This is a genomic window from Lysinibacillus sp. NPDC056185, assembly GCF_047737915.1.
Taxonomy (GTDB): domain Bacteria; phylum Bacillota; class Bacilli; order Bacillales_A; family Planococcaceae; genus Lysinibacillus.
On sequence record NZ_JBLLLQ010000002.1, the window covers coordinates 256,443 to 277,465 of the forward strand.

A 21,023-nucleotide genomic window follows, 5' to 3' on the forward strand; every position below is an offset into this window, starting at 1 on the left:
AATTTTACAGGGGTATTCATTAGCTTAACTAAGAAAATGAATCAGGGTAGCGAGCTAAAAATTGAATCATTTCATCTGAAATTTCCCATTTAAATATTGCAGTCAATGTTGGGTCTCTAAAAAATGAATTCACAGCATTATGATTAAATTCTGTACTGTAAGTTTCAAATTGGTCTGTAACATTTTTTGCTCTAAGATCCTGAAGATCGACAGATTGAGAAGGTAATCCATTGGCAAAATCAAAATCAACCATTTTTATAGTTTTTCTCTCGGGATTTCGGTTGGTACAGGCATGAACCTCCATTCGGTTAATATCATACACAAGACTAAAGATCGTATCCTCACGTCTTACAGAGGTCAATACTTCGAAAGCAAAATCTATTATATCGACATGATTTGAAATTTCCTGCATTCTTCTCGAAACCGTTAATAGCCGTTGCATTGAGTTCTCCTGATATTCACCACAATCAGACCAATTTGTTTTTCCATCCTCGATTTCTTTCAACGCTTCTTTATAAGGAGAATTCACTATTACTGGAAGTTGTAGTTTCCCCCTATGGATAGTCATTTTTCCATTTAAAAATTCTATTACTGCACTATCTCCACTTCTGTCTGCAATCAGATAGTGTAATTTAGATGTACTCTGGTCAATCCGAATGGATGGGGCTACTTCCAGAACTTCTTGAACAGTACTACATGTGTCCAACAAATATTGAATCCATTGTAACTCGTTTACCCCAGGACGTACGTTAGAAGCAGGATATTCAGTTTGCCAAAGAGTAGTTTGCTCCACAACAAGACCTTTTTCGTTTATACCGCCATTCGGATTTTCCTTTCCAATCTGTGAAACGGTTAAACTTCCATAAGCAGAAATCCAAGAAGCTGGCTGAGTGGGTGGCATCATTAAAGCGGTCTTTCTAACACCACGTTGGTTTGTAAATAAATAAACCCCATCGTAAATCACATCTTGATTCTTACAGACAAGATATTCACTATTTTGATTGATTTGAAAAGCTGTACTCATGTATTTTCCTCCTTTTGATTTAACAATTGTTCAAGTAAGATATAATTTCCGTTTTCCATTTTCTCTAAGAAAGTTTCACAAATTCTACGGGTTTGTTCCTTGTTTTGACTAATTATGGCATCAAACCTACTAATTAGGTTATATTTCTCTTTTTCGGTTTGAAGAAGAACTAATTTCTCCAATCGCGCCCGTTAATTACCCAATATATAATACCAGGTCCGGTATCTCCTTATTCCAATTACACTGCTAATGTTAATTCTTTTCCTTATCAGTCCATAAAACTCTGTATAAAAATGCGAGCTCAACTTCTGCAATGCCGGTAGGTAATTCGCCATTTTCGCTTCCTACAGAGCGCAGCTCATTTTTTGTAGTGCCTAGCCATGCCGCTAAATAAACAGGTTTGTTTTTCTTTAAAGTAACCTTTTCGCTTACTAAATTACTGAAAGAAGAAGTCGTCATGTTATTTGAATAATTCGTTGTAGCAAGCCCAGAAGGTATGCCAGATATCAATTTTAAGGGACGAACTTCATCGTTAAAGTCACTTATTCCAAACGAAATGAGAATATCTTTATAATTTTTTTCGGGGTTATCCCAGGTTTTTAGCAATTCTTCTTTAAACTTACCTTTTTCAAATACTTCCACTGAGATTTGCACATCATCATCTTCAGCTAAAGTGCCATTTAGTTTAAAAAATTCAATATGCCCTACTCCTGATTTGCTAATAAGCAGACTTTCTTTTTCACTCATGTTATATGGTTCAATGGTTATTTTCGCATTTGAGGACGTTTTATCTTTTTCCACACCCGCACACCCTGTTAACAACAAGATAAGAATTACAAACGAGCAGTAGCGTTTAAAGCCTTGCATTTTTACTCCTCCAATCAATTTGTCATGTATTATTTCATATTACTCCTATGTTTAATGTATTACCTTATTATACTTTATTAAATGGTCCGATTGTTGGACACAAGTTAAACAGCACTCTAACTTACTGACTTCCCTATTTAGCTCGAATTCACCTTGATAGGAACATTTGTTCGAACCCCAAGAAATTAGCATTTTTCTTAAAAAATTTTAAAAAAGACAGCGAGCTTTGCATTCACGCTAAGATCATTTTTCGTGTTGATAGTGGACACTCACCCGTCATCCCGAGCTTCTATGAGATTTGTGTTCCTCAGGCATGTCTTTGCCTTCTGATTCCGCATCACCACAGGCCCATTGCTATCGGCTAACCACTACCACTGTCTTCCCGCTTCTGAACCTTCCACCCTATAATTCCTACGTATGCCGAGTGTACAATGAAAAAGAGACGAATTTCTTCGCCTCTTACCATCTTAATAAAGCTAACTATCCTTTTATATAAAGGTAGCCCTCGATTTGTTGTTTCAATGACACTCTAACGTCTTTTCTTGCGCTATAAACCAAACAGGAAGGTCGTTTTATTTAAAAGTATACGATTGAAACCCTTGTATCATCATACGGCTAACGGATTCGGTTAGTTCTTCTAAAGTGCATTCAAATTTCCCTGCGAACCAGTCCTGGTATAAAGAAGCTAGGTCCTCCTACAAAAAAGTGAACACGGAATAGTAACTCTTCACACGCTGCATTTGACTCAAATGAACCTTTATTGCTTAATATTTTCTCTATTAGTACGACTTTAGTTAAGAAGATAAAACTAAAGAATAATAAATATCAAATAAGCGCAAGAAATCAACGTTTCTAAAATTGATTTCTTGCGCTTTTTAAGGTTTTAACTAGTTATGTTGTGTCACTAATAAGAGCCTTATTGTGTTATACGTGTACCTGCTTTTCCTTCTAATGCAGCTACTGCTTGATCCAATGAACAAATAATTGCCTCTTTCCCTGATTTTGCAAATTCAATAGCTGCTTGCATTTTTGGTAGCATACTACCTGGTGGAAATTGTCCTTCTGCAACATATTGTTCAGCTTCTTCTATTGTAATTTGGCTTAATTTTTGCTCATTTTCTTTCCCGAAATTGATATAGACATTTGGTACATCTGTTAACATCATGAAAACTTCCGCATTTACCTGTTGGGCAAGCTTTAATCCTGAACGGTCTTTATCAATCACCGCTTCAATACCCTGTAATTGACCAGTATCTTCACGATATACAGGGATACCACCACCACCGGATGAAATAACAATCGTATCATCGATTAAACGTTTAATTTCGTCTATACCATGAATCACTTGTGGTTCTGGTGAAGGTACAACTCGTCTGTATCCACGCCCTGCATCTTCTAACATTGTATAGCCTTGTTTTTCTAAACGTTTCGCTTCTTCTTCTGAGAAAAATACACCGATTGGTTTAGTCGGATTTTCAAATGCTTGATCCTCTTTATCGACTTCAACCATTGTTAACAATGTCACCACATTTGAAGTAATGCCTCGTTCATTAATATGGTTTTTTAAAGCTGTTTCCATCATATAACCAATGAACCCCTGTGATTCTGCGTTACAAACATGGATTGGTAGTGGTTCGACTACATTTTTAGCCGCTTCGTTTTGGGCAATAATATTTCCCACTTGCGGACCATTACCGTGTGTAATGACGATTTTATGCCCCGCTTGTTTCATTTCAATCATATGGCGTGTAGCAGACACTACATTTTTGAATTGATTATCATAAGTTGCTTCTTGCTTTGGCTGTAAAATTGCGTTACCGCCCAATGCAATAACTACGCTTTTCCCCATTTCTTTCACTCCTTAGTTACCGACATATAAATGCCATATAACGTATCCATCCCAGATGAAGAGCCAACTTCTATTAGACTTTTCATGCTTTCTAAGGATGGATCATGCTGTAATGCTGTAATCTTCGAACTAAATACACCATCTAAAGCACAAGTTAAAAAGCGCTTACTGACAATGGTCGTTAAAGGTTCCTTGATTAAAGCTTTTAAAGTTTCAAGATGTTTATGTTCGATAAAATTATTTAGAAAATGCCCGTATAATATGCCGACAAGTATATCGTCACCAGTTGGTGTTAAACCTTGTCCACGTCCAATAAAATAACGGAATGTCTTCTCAAGATTTTGGGTTGGATCATGTAATCTATTGATTAAGGCCAACACACGTGCTCGTTCAAAATCTGTTGATTCATATGATGCAAATGAAATGTATTTGAAATTTTCTTTTAATCTATTTATATTTGCATGTTCAAAATCCATATATAACGGTAGTATTTTTACATTAAACACCATTTCAAAACTGTTATGAAATAGACGATTATTATGAAATGTTAAGGTATCGCCTACTCTAATATGAGTTTTTATCGTTTGTTTAGTTTGACGATCAAGCAAGATCCCGAACGGAAATGTCCCATTTTCGTCGGTACCAGCGAATATCAATTCACCATTTCTATCAACCATATTCAAACCTTTTTCAAAAATACTGTGCACGGTAAAGGTGTTTCCTTCATTCAATAATTCAAGTGCGATTGGACCAACCGCACTTGCTTGTAATATCATCCTTTAAAACCTAGCTTTTCAGCATATGCCGTGATTGCCTTCTCAAAACATTCGATTGGCGGATGGACTGTACCAGCACCAATTTGACCATAACCCGCAATTTTATGGGCAATCCCTGTATTGATGACTGGTGTAATTCCCGTTTCAACAACTTTCCGTGCATCGATCCCTAAACATGCGCCTTTGAAGTCCCAAGTTGGAATGACATAGTTCGGGTTTTCGCCGATACAAATTTCAGTCATTTGATTACTTATTTCAAGCGCATCATTAAATCCTCCTGTACCAACGAAGCGGGTAACTGCAGGTGCTGCAATCATCGCCATTCCGCCAACACCGATTGTTTCTGTAATTGCTGAATCGCCAATATCTGTGTTTGCATCTTCTGCAGAATAACCAGTAAAGTATAATCCTTGCGGCGTATTAACAGGAGCCGTAAACCACTCGTCTCCCATCCCCGCAATACGGATACCAAAGTTTTCACCGTTTCGGCACATGGCCGTAACAACCGTACCGTGTTCTATTGTACGTGCTGCATCCATGATCGCTTTACCAGTCGCCATTGCAATATTTAAGAAAAATTGGTCTGTGTCTGCTAAAAATTGGATTACTTCTGTACATTGTTCCTTGTCAACGTCTTCTAATGCTGAAATGACTGGAGATAGTTCTTTTAAAAATGCAAGTGACGCTGCAATATTACGTTGGTGGAATTCATCACCCATTGCAATAGCTTTAGCAATCAATACGTTAACATTCAAGCCTTCGTCAAATGTTTTTAACGCTTTACTTAATACGGGACCTAATACATCTTTCATCCAATGTAAACGGTTGATTACTTGCTCATTGTAGGCGCCAAAGCGTAATACGGCTCCAATCCCTTCGTTCATTTGACAGTACGCTTCGTTCCCACTTTCTTTGTTAACAACGACAAGTACTGGCATGTTAGGTGAAGTGATACCACCCATTGGCCCAACTGCATTCACATGGTGACAGGGAATGAATTTGATTTTATCGTTTTCAAGTAAGTCACGTGCACCCTTTTCGTCTTCTGCCCATCCTTCAAACAAGATTGCTCCAACACATGAACCTTGCATAGGATTTGTCATGTTTTCGTATTTAATTGGAGGTCCAGCGTGTAATAACACGTAATCTACTAATTCAGGAATCACAGACTTAGCAGGTACAACATCCGTTAAGAAAGGTGCTGCTACAATGATTTTCTGGATAACGGCTTCGTTCGCTTCATTTATTGTTTTGTAACCCATTAGATTGTACCTCCTTCATAATAGTTTAAGAATTGAAGTACTTTCATTAACTTCTCATCGCCACCAGCAATCGGACGCCAGTTAAATTGGACACAATCAGAGCCACTGTTTTGAACAGCTTCCGTAAAGCTTTTTAGACCAATATTAATAACACTTGGTTTCATATTGATGAAGGACATAATTTTCTCATCTACCGCTAAGTTTTCTGGTGTATAGTCAAATTTTTGTACATCAACACTTGGTTGTTCCACTTTACCGCCTACAAGTTGGATAGCCGTACGAACCATTTGGTCATTTGTCTTGCAGATAATGGCTCCGCTCTCTTTTAAAGTGTCAATTTGTTTATCGTAACCTTGGATGTCTTGTGCAGTACCAACAACAGTTGCAAGCACTGCAAGTTGACGACCATTTTGATGTGCATTGTCCAATAAACGTTTGATTGTTGGTGCTAGTTCACCTGCCATATCTGCATGACCACCGTTACCGATGACGTTATCAATCATGATTACGGCTGTTTCAGGGTCGTTGACAGATTTTTCAAGCACTGCGATACGATTTTCAGGATCAATCATCGGGTGTGGTTTACCTTTTGTATACTCATCATCACCTAAGTCAATGATTTCATGATTTTTTGTTTTTAAAATATAACGATCGTTCTTTTCTTCCGTTATTGTATCTTTGAAAGCATCTCTCACTAGCATGGCTGCTTCAGTTGCTAATGTACCGCCTGAATAATAACCTTTTATACCAACTTGTGATTCTTTTAATAAAACGTTTACATTTTCAGCTGTTGTCGGTTTGAAATTAGGTTGGTCCCCATTGGATAATTGGACAGCTACAACTGCAGCTTCTTCTAGGGTATAAGCATGATAGATGTTCTCTTCTTGATAGGAAGGTTTGTCACCTAAAAATAATGTAACAACTGGTTTATCAATATTTCTTAATAAGTTTAATACTTTGCGCTTTACTTCCTCTGCAGGTGGTTTGGAGATCACAGTAATCACTTTTACTTTCGGATCTTGGTTTAATGCTTTGATGCTATCTAACATGGTGATGGCACCAACTTCCGTCGATAAATCACGTCCACCTGTACCAAGAGCGTTCGTTACACCTTTACCATAGCGATCAATGATTGTTGTCACTTCTTGAATACCTGTACCTGATGCGCCAACAATACCAATATCGCCCTCGTTTACGTTATTTGTAAAGGCAAGAGGTACGCCGTGAATGAGTGCAGTACCACAGTCTGGACCCATCACTAATAATCCTTTTTCATGCGCTTTTTGTTTTAATTTCGCTTCGTCTTCTTTAGCAACATTGTCACTAAACATGAAAACGTGTAAACCTTCGTTCAGTGCGTTTTCCGCTTCCATTGCTGCATATTGACCAGGAATTGAAATTAATGCTAAGTTCGGATTGTTCGCAAGCTCCAATGCACGTTTCCAATTATGTGCTTCTTGGCCTTTAGACGCGTCTTGAGAATCAGACTCACCTTTTAATGCGATCTCTACCTCTTCTTTCACTTCGTCTACTTTTTCTTCCTGATCAGTATCTACAACGATAACGATATCATTTGGCTTGGCTTTTTCTAATTCATCCGTGCCTAAGCCAGACGATTTAAAAATGTCTTTGTTTGCCGGTGTTCCCATCATGATTGATACTTTGTTCACACCATCAATTGCAGATAACTTGTTTGATAAAAGCATTAACACGATGGAGTCCTTATAAGTGTTTTCTTTTATAATTGTATATAACATGATGTTCCTCCATTTTATTATTCTGCAAATCTATTTTTTCCGTGATAACGATCGAAATGTACATCGTCTGACACAAGATAGTTGTAAATGTCGTCTACGATTTCAATACCTTCCTTATCATATTCCTCACTTCTTAACTTACCGCGTTCACCTGGATAATAAATTTCTCCATATCCCTCTGCCGCTTTCTGCACTTTTAATTCATCAAGCATCGTTGAAATTTGTCGTTTGAAAGCATCTAAATCTGTGAAATACGCAGGATTAATCACGATATGAAGTTGACCTAAATCGCGTCCTTTTGTTAAGTCTTGATACATGGAAGAAACATGTACACCATGTGGGACTCCAAGAAGACTACCAGATAAAATATCCACCATCATCATCAAGCCATACCCTTTTGGACCCGAGATTGGCAGGAGTGCATGAACATCTCTTGCATTCGTAGTTGGTGCACCTGTTGCATCGACCGCCCATGTATCTGGAATAGATTCGTTTTTACTTCTTGCGTCTAGAATTTTGCCCCATGCTTGGACCGTTGTCGCCATATCAAATGTAATGATACGACCATCAGCAGATGGTGCACTAAATGCAATTGGATTTGTACCAAAATAAGGTTCAGTTCCTCCGAATGGCACGGCCATTGGATCTGATTGGCACATACTTAAAGCAACCATATCTTGTTCTGCTGCCATTTCAACAAAGTAACCTAATGCACCACTATGCGAGATATGCTTCATACCAACAACGGCAATACCCGATTTTTTGGCCATGTCAATCGCTTTTTCCATTGCTTGTTTTGCGATTTGGTGACCTGGACCATTATCCCCATCAAAAACAGCAGATGCTGGTCCTGTTTGTTCAAATGTGTAATTTGGATTTGCTGTAATACCACCTTTTGCAATTCGTTCAGAATAGTATTCAACACGGACAGCGCCATGGGAGTGAATGCCTCTATGATCAGCGTATGTTAATACATCTGCAACATCATGTGCCGCTCCTTCATTTAATCCCGCTTTCATAAACTTTTGTTTCATTAAATTAAACAGTTCTTCCTTCGATACACGCATGGTGTCAGCTCCTTCTCTTACATGAATAAAATATTTTGTCAGACTCTAAATAATCTAATATTTATTGATACTCTCTCTTTATAGGTCAATGTCTCTGTTCGCATCTTTCGAATAAATGTATGAGAATGGTTCATCTAAACCAACTGCATAAGTTGCTTGCGGCACATAAGCGCCCATAAAGATATAGTCTCCTTTATCAACTGGCATCCATTCGTTGTCTAAGTTATACATACCGCGTCCACTTAATACGTAAGCACCGTGTTCTTGAACATGTGTTTCAATGTAACCGTGTGAAGCACCTGGTTTGAATGAAAGAATATGAATGTTCATGTCATAGCCGATTTCTTTTGGTAATAAGTCTTGGATTAATACTTCTTTCATCCCTTCATAGGCTTCTTGTTTAATGTTGTTCACATTACCTGAAATAATTTCTGGTGTATGCCCTTTTAATGGGTGCCCTTTAAGTGGCTGATAACGTTTTTTATATAGGAATAAGCGGCTATCTTCACCGTTATTATTATTTTCAAACGTCAACTGTAAGTGTGGAGGTACATATAAGTACCCACCTTCCGTTAGTTCGTATTTTTTACCATCCGCATAAGCGTTGATATTGCCATAGACAACGTATACAAATGATTGAATACCATCACCAGCGAAACCAGTTGTGTTTCCGCCTTGGTTTTTTACTGTTATTAAGTAATCTACAAATCTTGCACCTAAACGTGGGGATCCTAAGATTGTTACGTCACAATCTTTAAAGCCAGGTACAACATTGTTGACTAAGCCGTCTGGTGTAATTAACGCGTAATTATCTTTTTTAATCACGGAACGTGTTTCTAATAAACCTTCTCTATATCCTTGATTTAGATTTATGTAACCCATAATTTCTGACTCCTTCACATTATTTATTCTTTATACGCTAGTTCAAACAATACATCTATCAATACTTCAATCCCCTTAACGAGGTCAGCTATCTTCGTTTCTTCATTTATATTGTGGCTAATTCCATCTATAGAAGGTACAAACAACATGGCTGTTGGAACATATTGTGCAAATATTTGTGAGTCATGTCCTGCACCAGATGGCATCACTTTATATTGATCACCTACATTATCCTTGGCTGCTTGTTCAATTATTTGAACGATTTTTTCATCCATCAATGTTGGTGTCTCATCCATCCACAAATGAATGTCATAAGTCATGTTATTTGCGGTAGCGACTGCTTTAATTTTGTCTTCGATTTCTGTCGCAAAATCATTTAATAGTTGTTGATCAATATGACGACAGTCTACTGAGAACGAAATCTCTCCAGGAACTACATTTACTGTGTTTGGAACAGGTACGACATGGCCGAACGTTAACACAAGTGGTTCTCCAACTTCTCTTGCACGTTTCGTTAAATCTGTGACAATTTCGCTATAGGCAACAACTGTATCGCGACGTAATGACATTGGCGTAGTCCCAGCATGGTTCGCTTCGCCTTTTAAGTTGATTGTGTACCGTTTCTGGCCGACGATTCCATTGACCACACCGATTGTTTTGTTTTCTGTCTCTAACACTTTCCCTTGTTCAATATGCAATTCAACAAATGCTTTGATGTCATTACGAACGTCAGTAGTTTTTCGGTAATCAAAGCCGGATTTGCGCATCGCATCTTCGAACTTAATACCTTCAGCATCTTCAATTGTGTCGACATCCGATTTTTTAGCTAAGTTAAAGAAGTTTTTGCTACCCCAAAATGTGTAAGGGAATCGACTACCTTCTTCTTCCGCAAGCGATAATACTTCTAATGATCGGAGTGGTTGACCATATTTATCTTTTAAATAACTCACAGCCACAAGTGCAGATAAGATGCCGAATTGCCCATCTAAATGACCACCTTCAACTACTGTGTCAATATGTGATCCCGTTAAAATCGTTTCTTCTGGATATTTACTTCCAATAAGTCGCCCAGTTAAGTTGCCGATATCGTCGAAACTTGCTTCGAATCCTGCTTCTATGAATGTTGTTTCCAGCTCACGAACAGCATCATTCCATTCTTGAGAATATAATAGACGTGTAATTCCACCTTGTTGTAAACCACCAAAACTGGTGAATTTCTTATCTAACGATTCAAAAGTTGATTGAATATCCATTACTCTTTCACTCCTTCCTCTAACTTACCTTCATTATAGGACCTTACTCACAACCATTCATTGACATAACGAACAATAATGGATGGTCTTTTTATGCATTATCAACAAATTAATTTAAGTTGTTTGTTAGTTTAAAGGCAAAATGTCTAGAATGAAAAAATAAAGTTGTTGGCTTCGATTACGTCTAGGCTTAGTTAGCGGCGCATTTTGATGTATTAGCGGCGTTCTTCTCCTGGTTAGCGGCGGAACTTGATGTTTTAGCGGCGAACTTCGCTTAGTTAGGCGGTACTTGTCGTTTTAGTGGCGTTCTTCTCTTAGTTAGCGGCGGACTTCTCTTGGTTAGCGGCGATTCTCGACGTTTTTGCGGCGGACTTCTCTTGGTTAGCGGCGGAACTTGATGTTTTAGCGGCGTTCTTCTCTTGGCTAGCGGCAGAACTCGACGTTTTTGCGACGATCTTCTCTTGGTTTACGGCGGAACTTCGTTTTAGCAGCGATCTTCGTTTGGTTAGCGGCGGAATTCGATGTTTTAGTGGCGATTCTCGTTTGGTTAGCGGCGCATTCTGTCGTTTTTGCGACGATCTTCTCAAGCAGGCAGGCGTGAGAAGCAATCGGATTTATTATTTTCGGAGCAAGTTCCAGCTTTTCTAGTGACTCCAATCAGCAACATCAGTTAAAGGGCACTGAATTTATCCAAACATAAAAACAAAACCACATAGTAAATCAATGAGAAAACTCTGATTTACCATGCGGTGTATTCATTTTCAAATCATTATAGGAAAAATGATAAGCAAAGTGTCATGATACAAACGAGAAGAAGCAACCCTAAGCTATATCGTAATGTATATTGAAAGATTTTTGATTCATTCCCGGTCTGATTAACGGCTGCTGCTGCAATAGCAATAGACTGTGGTGAAATCAATTTTGCTACGCTTCCTCCAGCTGTATTGGCTGCCATCAGTAAGGATGGTGAAATCCCAATCTGCGTTCCAGTTACTACCTGCAAGCTACCAAATAGAGCGTTATTATTAACAACAGATCCAGTGAGAAAGACACCAATCCAACCTAATACTGGGCTCACAAATGGAAAGAAGTCACCCGTTTTTGCAAGCGCCAGTCCTAAAGATGTACTAAGTCCAGAAAAATCAGATAGATTTGCGAAAGCCATGACAAGAACGATCGTAAAAATCGGTAACCACAGTTCTTTAATGGTGTCACCTAGTAAATTTACGGTTTGTTTTATGTTTAACGCAGGAAAAAGCACACTGGTTAAAATGATTGCCAATAAAATCGCCGTTCCTGTTGCAGAAACAAAGTTAAGTTGTAAGATGGCTGGCATAGAATTTGCTTCTGTTACGATTGGTGGTGTACGAATGATTTCATCATGTAGTCCAGGAATTTTCAAAGCTATAGTTGTAAAATCCAGTGCACCACCATCTACGAATAAATTTTTAAATGCAGGGAAGCTCCAAACAGCTATGACACCGGTAAGCAAATAAAATGGTGACCACGCTACCAAAATCTCTTTCATAGTATATTTTTTTAAAGTACCTGTTACTTCTACCCCAGGTTCATGATAAATCGTTTTAGGTTGCCATTTTCTTAAAAATGCGGCTAACACCACCATACTAATTAAAGATGGAATAATGTTCGCAAGCTCAGGCCCTATAGTAGCAATCGTTAGTAGTTGAAGCACTGAAAATACACTACTGACAAGAAAAATAGCTGGGAATATTTCTTTTATTCCTTTGAGGCCATTTAAAATAAAGATGAGGAGAAATGGTACAAGAAATGAAATCAATGGTAAAATCAATGCCGTCATTCTTGAAAGATCTAATGTTTCCATACCTCCAACTTCGGCACCTGTAATAACCGGAATTCCAACTGTACCGAATGCACCTGTAGAGGCATTGGCGATGAGGCAAAGTCCAGCTGCTTTTATTGGATGAAAACCAAGAGTCACAAGTAATGCTGCACAAATAGCGATTGGAACACCTAATCCTGCCGCTCCTTCCAAGAAGGCATTAAAACAAAAGCCAATGAGCAATAATTGAAGTCTTTGGTCCTCTGTAATATTCGCTATACTACCACGTACAATTTCAAATTTACCGGTTTGTACAGAAATCTTATACAACCATACAGCCATAATGACGATATAACCGATTGGCCAAAGTGCTTTGCCTGTTCCGAGGAGAATTGCCCCGAAGGCTTTAGCGATCGGCATGTCGAAGACTCCGACTGAAATGATGATAGTAGCACCTAAAGTTAATGCTGCTGCATAAACCCCTTTTAATTTAAAGATTGTTAAGCTTAGTAGAAATAAAAGAATAGGAAGAAAGGCTATAATTCCGCTCACTATTTCGTTTCCAAGTGGATTATATTGTTGATACCACATCGTTGTCACTTCTTTCTAAAGTAGTTAATTTCAAAAATAATTTAGATATTCCTCAGCTGATATGTACATATCTACTAGATTTGTAGCATTATCCATCGACTACCTCATTTCCTTCGTACGAAGTCGTAATTGTAAATAAATGAATTTTGGCATGCTTCCCTCGCTGTCACGCTCTTGTCAAAAATCGAAGAATTCCGTTGATTACCCCGAATTTGTCACATAATTCTCCTTTGATATTTTGAAATAAAGGACTATACGTATAATAACCTTCAAAAATAGTATACAATCAGATTTATAGGTTATCCTTGTAGCATCTTACATATTTAAGTTTTATTTTGGCTTTTTCTAACAAAGATAAAGGAGATGATTCTTTGACAACATTAAAAGAAATCATGTCTGTCCAACAATTTTCTGATTTAACATTGTTAAATGGTGAAGGCGATTTAGAAAGAGAAGTAGAAATGGTCGATATTACAGAAACGCCTGATATCCAAAATTTCACTGCACCACATTCATTTATCGTTACAACGGGTATGAATTATCAGCACGATCAATCCGGATTAATGGATCTCATTCGAGAATTAAATGATATACAAGTTGCTGGCATAGGTATTAAATTATCCCGATTTTTAGAAAAAATTGACGATGAAGTGATAGAGTTTGCGAACAAATTAAAATTCCCAATTATCAGAATCCCCGAAAGTTGGAATCTTGGATCGATCACTCATCATATTTCATCCTATATCTTGGATGAAGAAACTGAAAAATTATATTTTGCTTTAGATATCCAACAAGAATTAAATACAATGCTTATGAGAGGTTTAAGCTTGGAAATGATGATTGAACGGATGAGTAGGCTCCTCCGTGTCCCTGTAATGCTCTTAAATCCTTTTTATCAAATTAAATCGATGAGCCATCACTTCCAAGAACACTCAGAACAGGTTCAAAAAAATCTTAGTTACTTCAAAAGATCTTTAAATTCCAAGCACATTCCGCCTAATAATCGTGCATCTTTCCAAGAAGAACATATTATATTTGAGGTGCCAGCTTTTAAATATTTCCCATATTATCTGATGGTTTCAAATGTCAATACGCTTACTTATCCATTTAGTTTGCTTGCCATAGAACAAGCCGTAAATACACTCAGTCTCGCCATTTATAAAAACAGTAAAATTAAAGAAGCGGAACAACAAGAGGTAAACCGATTTTTCGAAACACTCATGTCTGAACATCCTGATAATCTTATGTCAGTCAAGCAACATCCTGAGTTTTTGAAAAAGCATCATATCCAAACATCAAACTTCTACCAAGTGATAATTTGTGCGATTGATAAAGAGAAAAATGTAGAAAATAATATCTATTTGAATGAGCGCTATCAAATGACTTTTGAATGGCTAACGCATAAGTTGATTGACATTGATCCGTCTATCAGTTTATATATGTCTCCAGGTAATCATCGGTTTACGATACTTTTACAAACTAAACATCAATATTATTTAGATTACTGCAAGTATCTTCAAAAAGAGTATCAAAAATTATTTAATAGCACACTTTCATTTGGCATTGGTAATGAGGTCACTGAATTCTCACAGTTACCGCTATCTTATTTCGAAGCGAATGAAGCTTTTGATCATAAGTTTGAAAGTGATGAAGTTGGATATATAGAACTCTATAAATCTAAAAGTGTGGAAGAATTATTACAACTCATTCCGGCCAATAAATTAAAACCGTTTATCACATACACATTAGGTTCATTAGCCTATCCAAAGACAACGAAAGTGAAAGAACTAAAACATACTTTAGAAATTTATTTGGCGAATCATTGTGATCTTACAAAGACATCTGAAGATTTATATATCCATCGTAATACGGTAAAATATCGTATTAAAAAATGCGAAGAAATTTTAGGTCAGCCAATCGATGCACCTGATACTTCATTGGATATACGATTAGCGTTATTTGCATCAGAGAAAATAACATTTTAAACTTAAAATCCCGCTAAAAAGCTGATAGGAATGCTTTTTAGCGGGATTTTATTTTCATGGTCACAAACTTAATAAATTCAAAAATATTAACAAGAAACATTTTCCAATCTATTTCGTTATCTAATTTGAAAAGGGGTGAAATGTATTATGAACGGTTTACTTAATCTTGGAAGCCTTGTACTTGGAGTAATAGCACTTCTGTTACCAATTGGTAGTCTTTTGAGTACGCATAAACAAGTCCGCAATTATAGATTAATTATTTCTACTTTAAGTCTCAGCGCCTGTGCTATATCGATAAGTTTCCAATTATTTTATAATCATCATCTAGTTGAGATTGAGGATTGGTCTGCTCTTATGGATACAACTAGTAGTTCAGTATTTGCTGTTACCTTCTTATTAATCAGCACGATTCTATTAAATGCTCTAACAATAATTATTAATCGTGATAAAACAGCTAAAAAAAATTAGGCTATTTTCGTAAAGTTTGTTGCCAGTTAATATATTAATGTGTTCATCCATTGTTATTAGCTTCCAACATATTATGAGTTATGTTCTTAATTTACAAATTCGCTTCTTCTACTAGTTTTTCTAGCAAATCCTTCACTGGTAATGCCTGTATCATCTTAAATCCTGTGCCTGCCCACAAAGACATAGCTTGTGGGTTTTCATTTTCTAATGCCTGTTTCCGAATCGGCTGCGTCAAATAATGCAAAGCTGGATACACATTAGGTGCTTGAAGTTCATATTTTTTCATAAATTCATTAGATAAACCTCTTGCTAGTCTACCTGTGAATGACTTGGTCAATACTGTTTCTTGAAAATGTCCTTCTATCAACGCTCGTTTGTATACTTCATTCGCACCACTTTCATCGCAACAAATAAATGCAGTTCCTAATTGAACAGCACTTGCTCCAGCAATTAATAAAACTTTTATTTGTTGTCCTGTCATAATACCTCCAGCTGCAATGATAGGCATATTTACTGCATTCTTAACTTTTATAATTAATTCGTGTAAAGGTTCGTAATTTTGCGAATTTGTATTTTGAAATGTTCCACGATGCCCACCTGCATTTATACCTTGTACACAAATGGCATTTGCCGATCTTTCATATGCGATTCTTGCTTCTTCTATATTTGTAACGGTCACAATAATTTTGCAGCCTATTTTTTGTAATCTTTTTATAATCTGCTCTTCTGGGCAACCAAATGTGAAGCTTATAAACGGTACTTTATATTTTTCTATCAAAGCCAGCTTTTCAAGCCATTCATCGTCCGACCATTCCATTACAGGTAATGACATTGAAAAATCTTTTTCTAATTGTTTTTTATATGTTTTTAATGCAGCCTCATCGAGCATTTCATTTGAAGGTACAAATAGATTAACCCCATATAATACATTTGCCTCTATACAGGCTTTTATCTCATTTTCTAAAACATCGGACGTTTTATATCCTGCTGCTAAAAAACCGAGTCCACCATTTTTAGAAACCTCGATTGCTAATTTAGCAGTGGCTACTCCTCCCGCCATTGGTGCTTGAATAATAGGATAACGTAATTCGCTAAAAATCATATATCATTTTCCCTTCTTTATATAAATAAGATTTTGTATTGTGACAGCTAGTAGTACTTTCACATGTCTACCACTGTTAAATCTTATCAATTTTTAGGTATTAAATATAATTTGAATTTTGTATACTAGGTATTGATAATATCAATATCAGAGGTGAGATCATGGATATTGAAGCATTAAAAGCATTTCGGTTCGTAGTAGAATTAGGGAGTATTTCAGAGGCTGCGGAAAGGCTAAATTATTCGCAATCAAACACTACGATAAAAATCCATAAGTTAGAGGAACAATTACAAACAAAACTCCTCTATCGTCATAATAGAGGCTGTAGTGTCACGCCGAAAGGGGAAGAATTGTACCATTATGCGATGCAAATATTCAAAACGATGGAACTGGCGGAAAATGCAATGCAAGATCAAGAAAATCCCACTGGTTCCTTACTAATAGGATCGATTGAAACGACGGCAGCAGTTCATTTACCTACTATTTTATCTGATTTCTGCACAATGTATCCAAATGTTGCATTAAATTTAAAAACGAATCCAACTGCGATTTTAATTGATAAGGTTTTAAATTATGAACTTGACGGTGCCTTTATTTCAGGACCTATTCAGCATAGTTTGTTACAAAGTAAAACAGTATTTGTTGAAGAGATGGTTTTGATTTATCCAGGCCATACAAAGTACGTTTCTATAGAAAATACGAATATATTAGTTTTTCGAGCTGGATGCTCGTATCGTTTTCAGCTAGAAAAATATTTACGGCATCAAAAGGTTAAATCCTATCGCATAATGGAACTCGGCTCTTTAGAAGCCATTTTAGGTTGTGTGGCAGCAGGTTTAGGCATCACTCTTCTACCCAGATCTGTTTATGAACGCTATGTTCGTTACTATGAGTTACAATTCGTGCCTTTACCAAAAGAATTTTCGTTTATTGAAACGCAATTTATTTCGCATGTAGATAACCCTTCTATATCATTGCTGCATTTCGAAAAAATGATATCAAAAAATAAAAATTAACAGCAACAATCTATACGAAAACAGCCTTATTTTTTAGGGAAAGAAATGTTTAGAGGACAATCACAAAGCTACCCATCAGCGGGATATGGGGAAAATCTCCACTGATAGGTAGCTTTGCTTTATTCATTCGTTAGGGGTGAGGTTGCTTTATTCTCTCGTAACATTACGACAAGGAAAAATAGAATCGCTGCTACTGCAAGAAGTATGGCTGCAATATAGAATGCTAATACCTTCGTTCCAGTGATATCACCAATATAACCAGTAAGCGTTGGCGCAACAACTGATGAACTCATACCAAAGAAGTTAAAGAAACCTAATGCTTTAGCAACTCTATCTGAAGGTACTGAATCAGATACATATGTTATTAAAACTGGATCAATTGCAAGTTTTCCTAGTAATCCATATAAAATAAGCGCAACATAAAGCACTGAAGGATTAGGTGCAAACACGGTTAAACTAATTGTTACAGCTGCACCAATTAACAAGAATAAAATTAATTTCAGACGCATATGTGCATTTTTATCAATATATTTAGAAAATATTAATGCACCAGGAACTGCTGTGATGGCGACTAAAGCAGCTACATAGCCTACTGAACCTTGTTCGAATCCTTTTTCTGCGACAAGGAATGATGGTAACCATGTCACAATCATGTAGTAGCCATAACATGTTGCAAAATAGACGAAATAAATGACTAATTGTTTTGGTGAGAATAAATTCATGCCTTGAGAATCTGCGTCTTGTGCTATTTTCTTATCTTCAGATGTTCCTTCTGTAGGTGATTTTTTGTCTTGTTTAACAAACAAAGCAAACACAAATGTTACAGCTACTATTAAGATAGATGTGATATAAAGCATGTAATTCCATTTGATTTCAAGACCACCAACTAAAACAGATGAGCCTACTAGACCAATGACCATACCTAATGCTGCACCACTATTGATGATCGCATTAGAAAAACTTTTCTTATCTTTAGGCATATATTTAGCTGATAAGGAGAACGCTGCACCATAGTATGAACCAGTCGAAAGACCTGCCAATAAGGCGCCTATATAAACTTGAGTGATTGTCGAGCTTGTCCCAATGACAAATGCCGCTAATGCAAAAACGATAAACGCAGGGATTAATACTCTTTTTTGACCAAATTTATCAACTAGTATACCTGATGGAATTTGCATACCTGTATAGGCAAAAAAGTAAATAGAAGCAACTAGTCCGACCTGAGTATCGCTAATATTCCCTAGCGATTCTTGAATTTGTGGATATATGGGCGTAAGTATTGTACGATAAATCCAAATAACTACCCAACCTAAGCACAGTGCAACAATTATTTTTTTGTAATAATTCGGGTCATTTTTAACTGTTTGTCCCATAATATGACACTCCTATTTTTCGTTTTTTTACTTATGTATTGCTTAAGTTAATTTTAGGTTATGAGTAAGTAAATAACATTGTTCACTTTTAACAAAAACAGAAATGGATTTGCACATTTTAGACAAAAGCATATACTTAAAATATTTATAAAAGTGTGACTTATGATATTCTCGCTAACTGATCTCTACGTAGTACTTTTGCACCCTCGATAACTCTCTGCACAGCAAGGTAGGTGCAACAAACAAAAAATAAGCCCGATTACCCTTAAGGTTATCGGACTGACCTATATTTACAGTGCAACACATTATAATATAAAGTTTTATTGAGGTATGACAATTTATTATGATGGCATGAAAGATTCCCCCTTTGTAGGTATTGCTTCTACAAGGAGGAATCTTTCTTTTTATACTATGAAAACTAGTTAATCAACAGACGTGCTATTTCACTTAATGATGTTTATGCGGAATAAAACCGATTGGTGTCGGACCCGCAATCCCTAACATAACAAAATCTTTATCAGAATTATTAGTCATTCCGTGCTTTTCACCCGCACGTGCAACAACAACATCACCAGCTTTAATTTGAACCATTTCACCACACTCTGGATAAAAATCTGCTGTTCCTTCTACAACAATCCAAATATCATCAGCTTTCTCGTGCGAGTGAATTGGCAAATCTTGTCCTGGATGCATACACCAAACAGCTCCTACAGTATTAAGTGTTTCATAGAAAATATGTTTTGTCGCTTCTTCTTCTCTAAACTCTTGAATATCTGGCCAATGGAAAATACGATTTTTTAAATCTTTTCTTGCTCTTTTTTTTAATGTCATTGTATTTTCTCCTTGTTTCAAATTTTCAAAAAACCCACATTATTTAGCGTTTAATAATATTTTGGGGTTTACCCTCTAAAAATGCAATGGTGTTATCGAATGCAATTTCAGCACGCAATTCCATCGCCTCGTCAGTAAAGAAACCTACATGTGGTGTTAAAATTACATTTTTGGCGTGTAATAGTTTATAGTCTCCTGGTATAGGCGGTTCCATATCAAATACGTCGATACCGGCTCCTGCTATTCGCCCTTCATTTAATGCATCCGCCAATGCGTCATTATCAACAATTGGTCCTCGTGCACAGTTGATTAAAATGGCTGATTTCTTCATTAATTGTAATTTTTCTTTAGAAATTAATCCTTTCGTGCTTGGTAGTAATGGAATATGTAATGACACAATATCAGATTGTGCTAATAACTCATCTAATTCCATATACTCGATACCTAAATCTTTAGCTTCTGGATTTCTGCTGGATTGATCTGAAGCGATTAAGTTTGCACCAAATGCTTTAAACAATCGGGCAGTCATTAATCCAATTTTACCTGTACCAATCAAACCAACTGTTTTACCTTTAATTTCACTACCTTGGAATGCCCCTGGGAAATTATCGGCACGATTTTCACTATCACCCTTAGTAATACGACGATATACATCTAATACTAAGCCAATTGTTAATTCCGCAACCGCTTGATTCGCATATCCAGCTGCATTACATACCATAATATCCTGGTTTCTAGCTTGAGTGATACCTACATGATCAACCCCTGTAAAGGCAACATTGATTAATTTTAACTTGTCATTTTGATCAATTACTTCTGTAGGATAAGGATTATTCGCAATCATAATAACATCTGCACCTTCACTACGACTTGCTAATTCTGCCCAATCAGTAGTTTTTTCGTTGTAATATACAAATTCATGACCGCCCTGTTTGATTGGTTCCGCTAATTTTTCAATGATCGAATCTGGAACATTTAATGGTTCTAATAATTTTACTAACATACAATCCATTCCCTCCTATTATTGTCGAATACGTCTGTTGATTAACTAGTGACCATCGTTAGAAAAGAGAGATCACACTTCTTTTATTATTTTGTATACTTCGCACAAAAAATATA

General features: G+C 36.6%; 18 protein-coding genes. 3 read left to right on the plus strand and 15 right to left on the minus strand.

The genetic code is table 11. The features are described from left to right. Positions 1–28: 28 nt before the first annotated feature. From ACMZ42_RS03675 to ACMZ42_RS03725, 11 genes are all read right to left on the minus strand, one after another. Positions 29–1,024, minus strand: a complete 996-nt coding sequence (locus ACMZ42_RS03675) for a linear amide C-N hydrolase (RefSeq protein WP_415730614.1) — start codon at positions 1,022–1,024, stop codon at positions 29–31. 252 nt (positions 1,025–1,276) lie between these two features. Further along, positions 1,277–1,891 (minus strand): hypothetical protein, encoded by a 615-nt coding sequence (locus tag ACMZ42_RS03680; protein WP_415730615.1) that lies wholly within the window; start codon positions 1,889–1,891, stop codon positions 1,277–1,279. 916 nt (positions 1,892–2,807) lie between these two features. Next, entirely contained in the window at positions 2,808–3,740 is a 933-nt protein-coding gene (arcC, locus tag ACMZ42_RS03685) for a carbamate kinase (RefSeq protein WP_415730616.1), read from the minus strand. Between the two features lie 5 nt (positions 3,741–3,745). Then, on the minus strand, positions 3,746–4,516 hold the full coding sequence (locus tag ACMZ42_RS03690; RefSeq protein WP_370076471.1) for a DUF2877 domain-containing protein: 771 nt from the start codon (positions 4,514–4,516) through the stop codon (positions 3,746–3,748). Beyond that, positions 4,513–5,778 carry a DUF1116 domain-containing protein gene (locus tag ACMZ42_RS03695; protein WP_415730617.1) on the minus strand — a complete coding sequence of 422 codons (1,266 nt, stop codon included), beginning with the start codon at positions 5,776–5,778 and terminating at the stop codon, positions 4,513–4,515. Before ACMZ42_RS03695 ends, ACMZ42_RS03690 begins: the two co-directional genes overlap by 4 nt. After that, positions 5,778–7,535 carry an acyl-CoA synthetase FdrA gene (locus ACMZ42_RS03700; RefSeq protein WP_415730618.1) on the minus strand — a complete coding sequence of 586 codons (1,758 nt, stop codon included), beginning with the start codon at positions 7,533–7,535 and terminating at the stop codon, positions 5,778–5,780. The genes ACMZ42_RS03695 and ACMZ42_RS03700 overlap by 1 nt, the downstream gene beginning before the upstream one ends. Positions 7,536–7,552: 17 nt before the next feature. Next, positions 7,553–8,602, minus strand: a complete 1,050-nt coding sequence (gene allD, locus ACMZ42_RS03705; RefSeq protein WP_415730619.1) for an ureidoglycolate dehydrogenase — start codon at positions 8,600–8,602, stop codon at positions 7,553–7,555. 78 nt (positions 8,603–8,680) lie between these two features. Further along, positions 8,681–9,484, minus strand: a complete 804-nt coding sequence (allE, locus tag ACMZ42_RS03710) for a (S)-ureidoglycine aminohydrolase (RefSeq protein ID WP_370076479.1) — start codon at positions 9,482–9,484, stop codon at positions 8,681–8,683. Between the two features lie 23 nt (positions 9,485–9,507). Then, complete coding sequence (gene allC / locus ACMZ42_RS03715) at positions 9,508–10,737, minus strand: allantoate deiminase (RefSeq protein ID WP_415730620.1); 1,230 nt, start codon at positions 10,735–10,737, stop codon at positions 9,508–9,510. A gap of 423 nt (positions 10,738–11,160) precedes the next feature. Further along, positions 11,161–11,394, minus strand: coding sequence for a hypothetical protein (locus ACMZ42_RS03720; protein ID WP_415730621.1), 234 nt, complete (start codon positions 11,392–11,394; stop codon positions 11,161–11,163). Between the two features lie 112 nt (positions 11,395–11,506). Beyond that, a complete protein-coding gene (locus ACMZ42_RS03725; RefSeq protein ID WP_415730622.1) occupies positions 11,507–13,129 on the minus strand; it encodes a lactate permease LctP family transporter in 1,623 nt (540 codons plus the stop codon). A 371-nt stretch (positions 13,130–13,500) separates the two neighbouring features. Between ACMZ42_RS03725 and ACMZ42_RS03730 the strand changes: the two genes are divergently transcribed. Beyond that, positions 13,501–15,114, plus strand: coding sequence for a PucR family transcriptional regulator (locus tag ACMZ42_RS03730; protein ID WP_370076487.1), 1,614 nt, complete (start codon positions 13,501–13,503; stop codon positions 15,112–15,114). A gap of 147 nt (positions 15,115–15,261) precedes the next feature. Further along, positions 15,262–15,582: a hypothetical protein gene (locus ACMZ42_RS03735; RefSeq protein WP_415730623.1), complete on the plus strand. Its 321-nt coding sequence runs from the start codon at positions 15,262–15,264 to the stop codon at positions 15,580–15,582. A gap of 91 nt (positions 15,583–15,673) precedes the next feature. On the opposite strand, the gene ACMZ42_RS03740 is transcribed toward ACMZ42_RS03735, so the two are convergent. Continuing rightward, entirely contained in the window at positions 15,674–16,684 is a 1,011-nt protein-coding gene (locus ACMZ42_RS03740; protein ID WP_415730624.1) for an NAD(P)H-dependent flavin oxidoreductase, read from the minus strand. Between the two features lie 161 nt (positions 16,685–16,845). Here ACMZ42_RS03740 and ACMZ42_RS03745 point away from each other — a divergent pair, with 161 nt between their 5' ends. Then, entirely contained in the window at positions 16,846–17,700 is an 855-nt protein-coding gene (locus ACMZ42_RS03745) for a LysR family transcriptional regulator (protein ID WP_415730625.1), read from the plus strand. Positions 17,701–17,819: 119 nt separating this feature from the next. Here the strand turns inward: ACMZ42_RS03745 and ACMZ42_RS03750 are convergent, their stop codons facing one another. The 3 genes from ACMZ42_RS03750 to ACMZ42_RS03760 all read right to left on the minus strand — a co-directional run bounded on the left by ACMZ42_RS03750 (position 17,820) and on the right by ACMZ42_RS03760 (position 20,907). Further along, positions 17,820–19,073: an MFS transporter gene (locus tag ACMZ42_RS03750; protein WP_415730626.1), complete on the minus strand. Its 1,254-nt coding sequence runs from the start codon at positions 19,071–19,073 to the stop codon at positions 17,820–17,822. A 447-nt stretch (positions 19,074–19,520) separates the two neighbouring features. Beyond that, a complete protein-coding gene (locus ACMZ42_RS03755; protein WP_415730627.1) occupies positions 19,521–19,904 on the minus strand; it encodes a cupin domain-containing protein in 384 nt (127 codons plus the stop codon). 43 nt (positions 19,905–19,947) lie between these two features. Next, complete coding sequence (locus ACMZ42_RS03760; protein WP_415730628.1) at positions 19,948–20,907, minus strand: 2-hydroxyacid dehydrogenase; 960 nt, start codon at positions 20,905–20,907, stop codon at positions 19,948–19,950. Between the last annotated feature and the right edge of the window lie 116 nt (positions 20,908–21,023).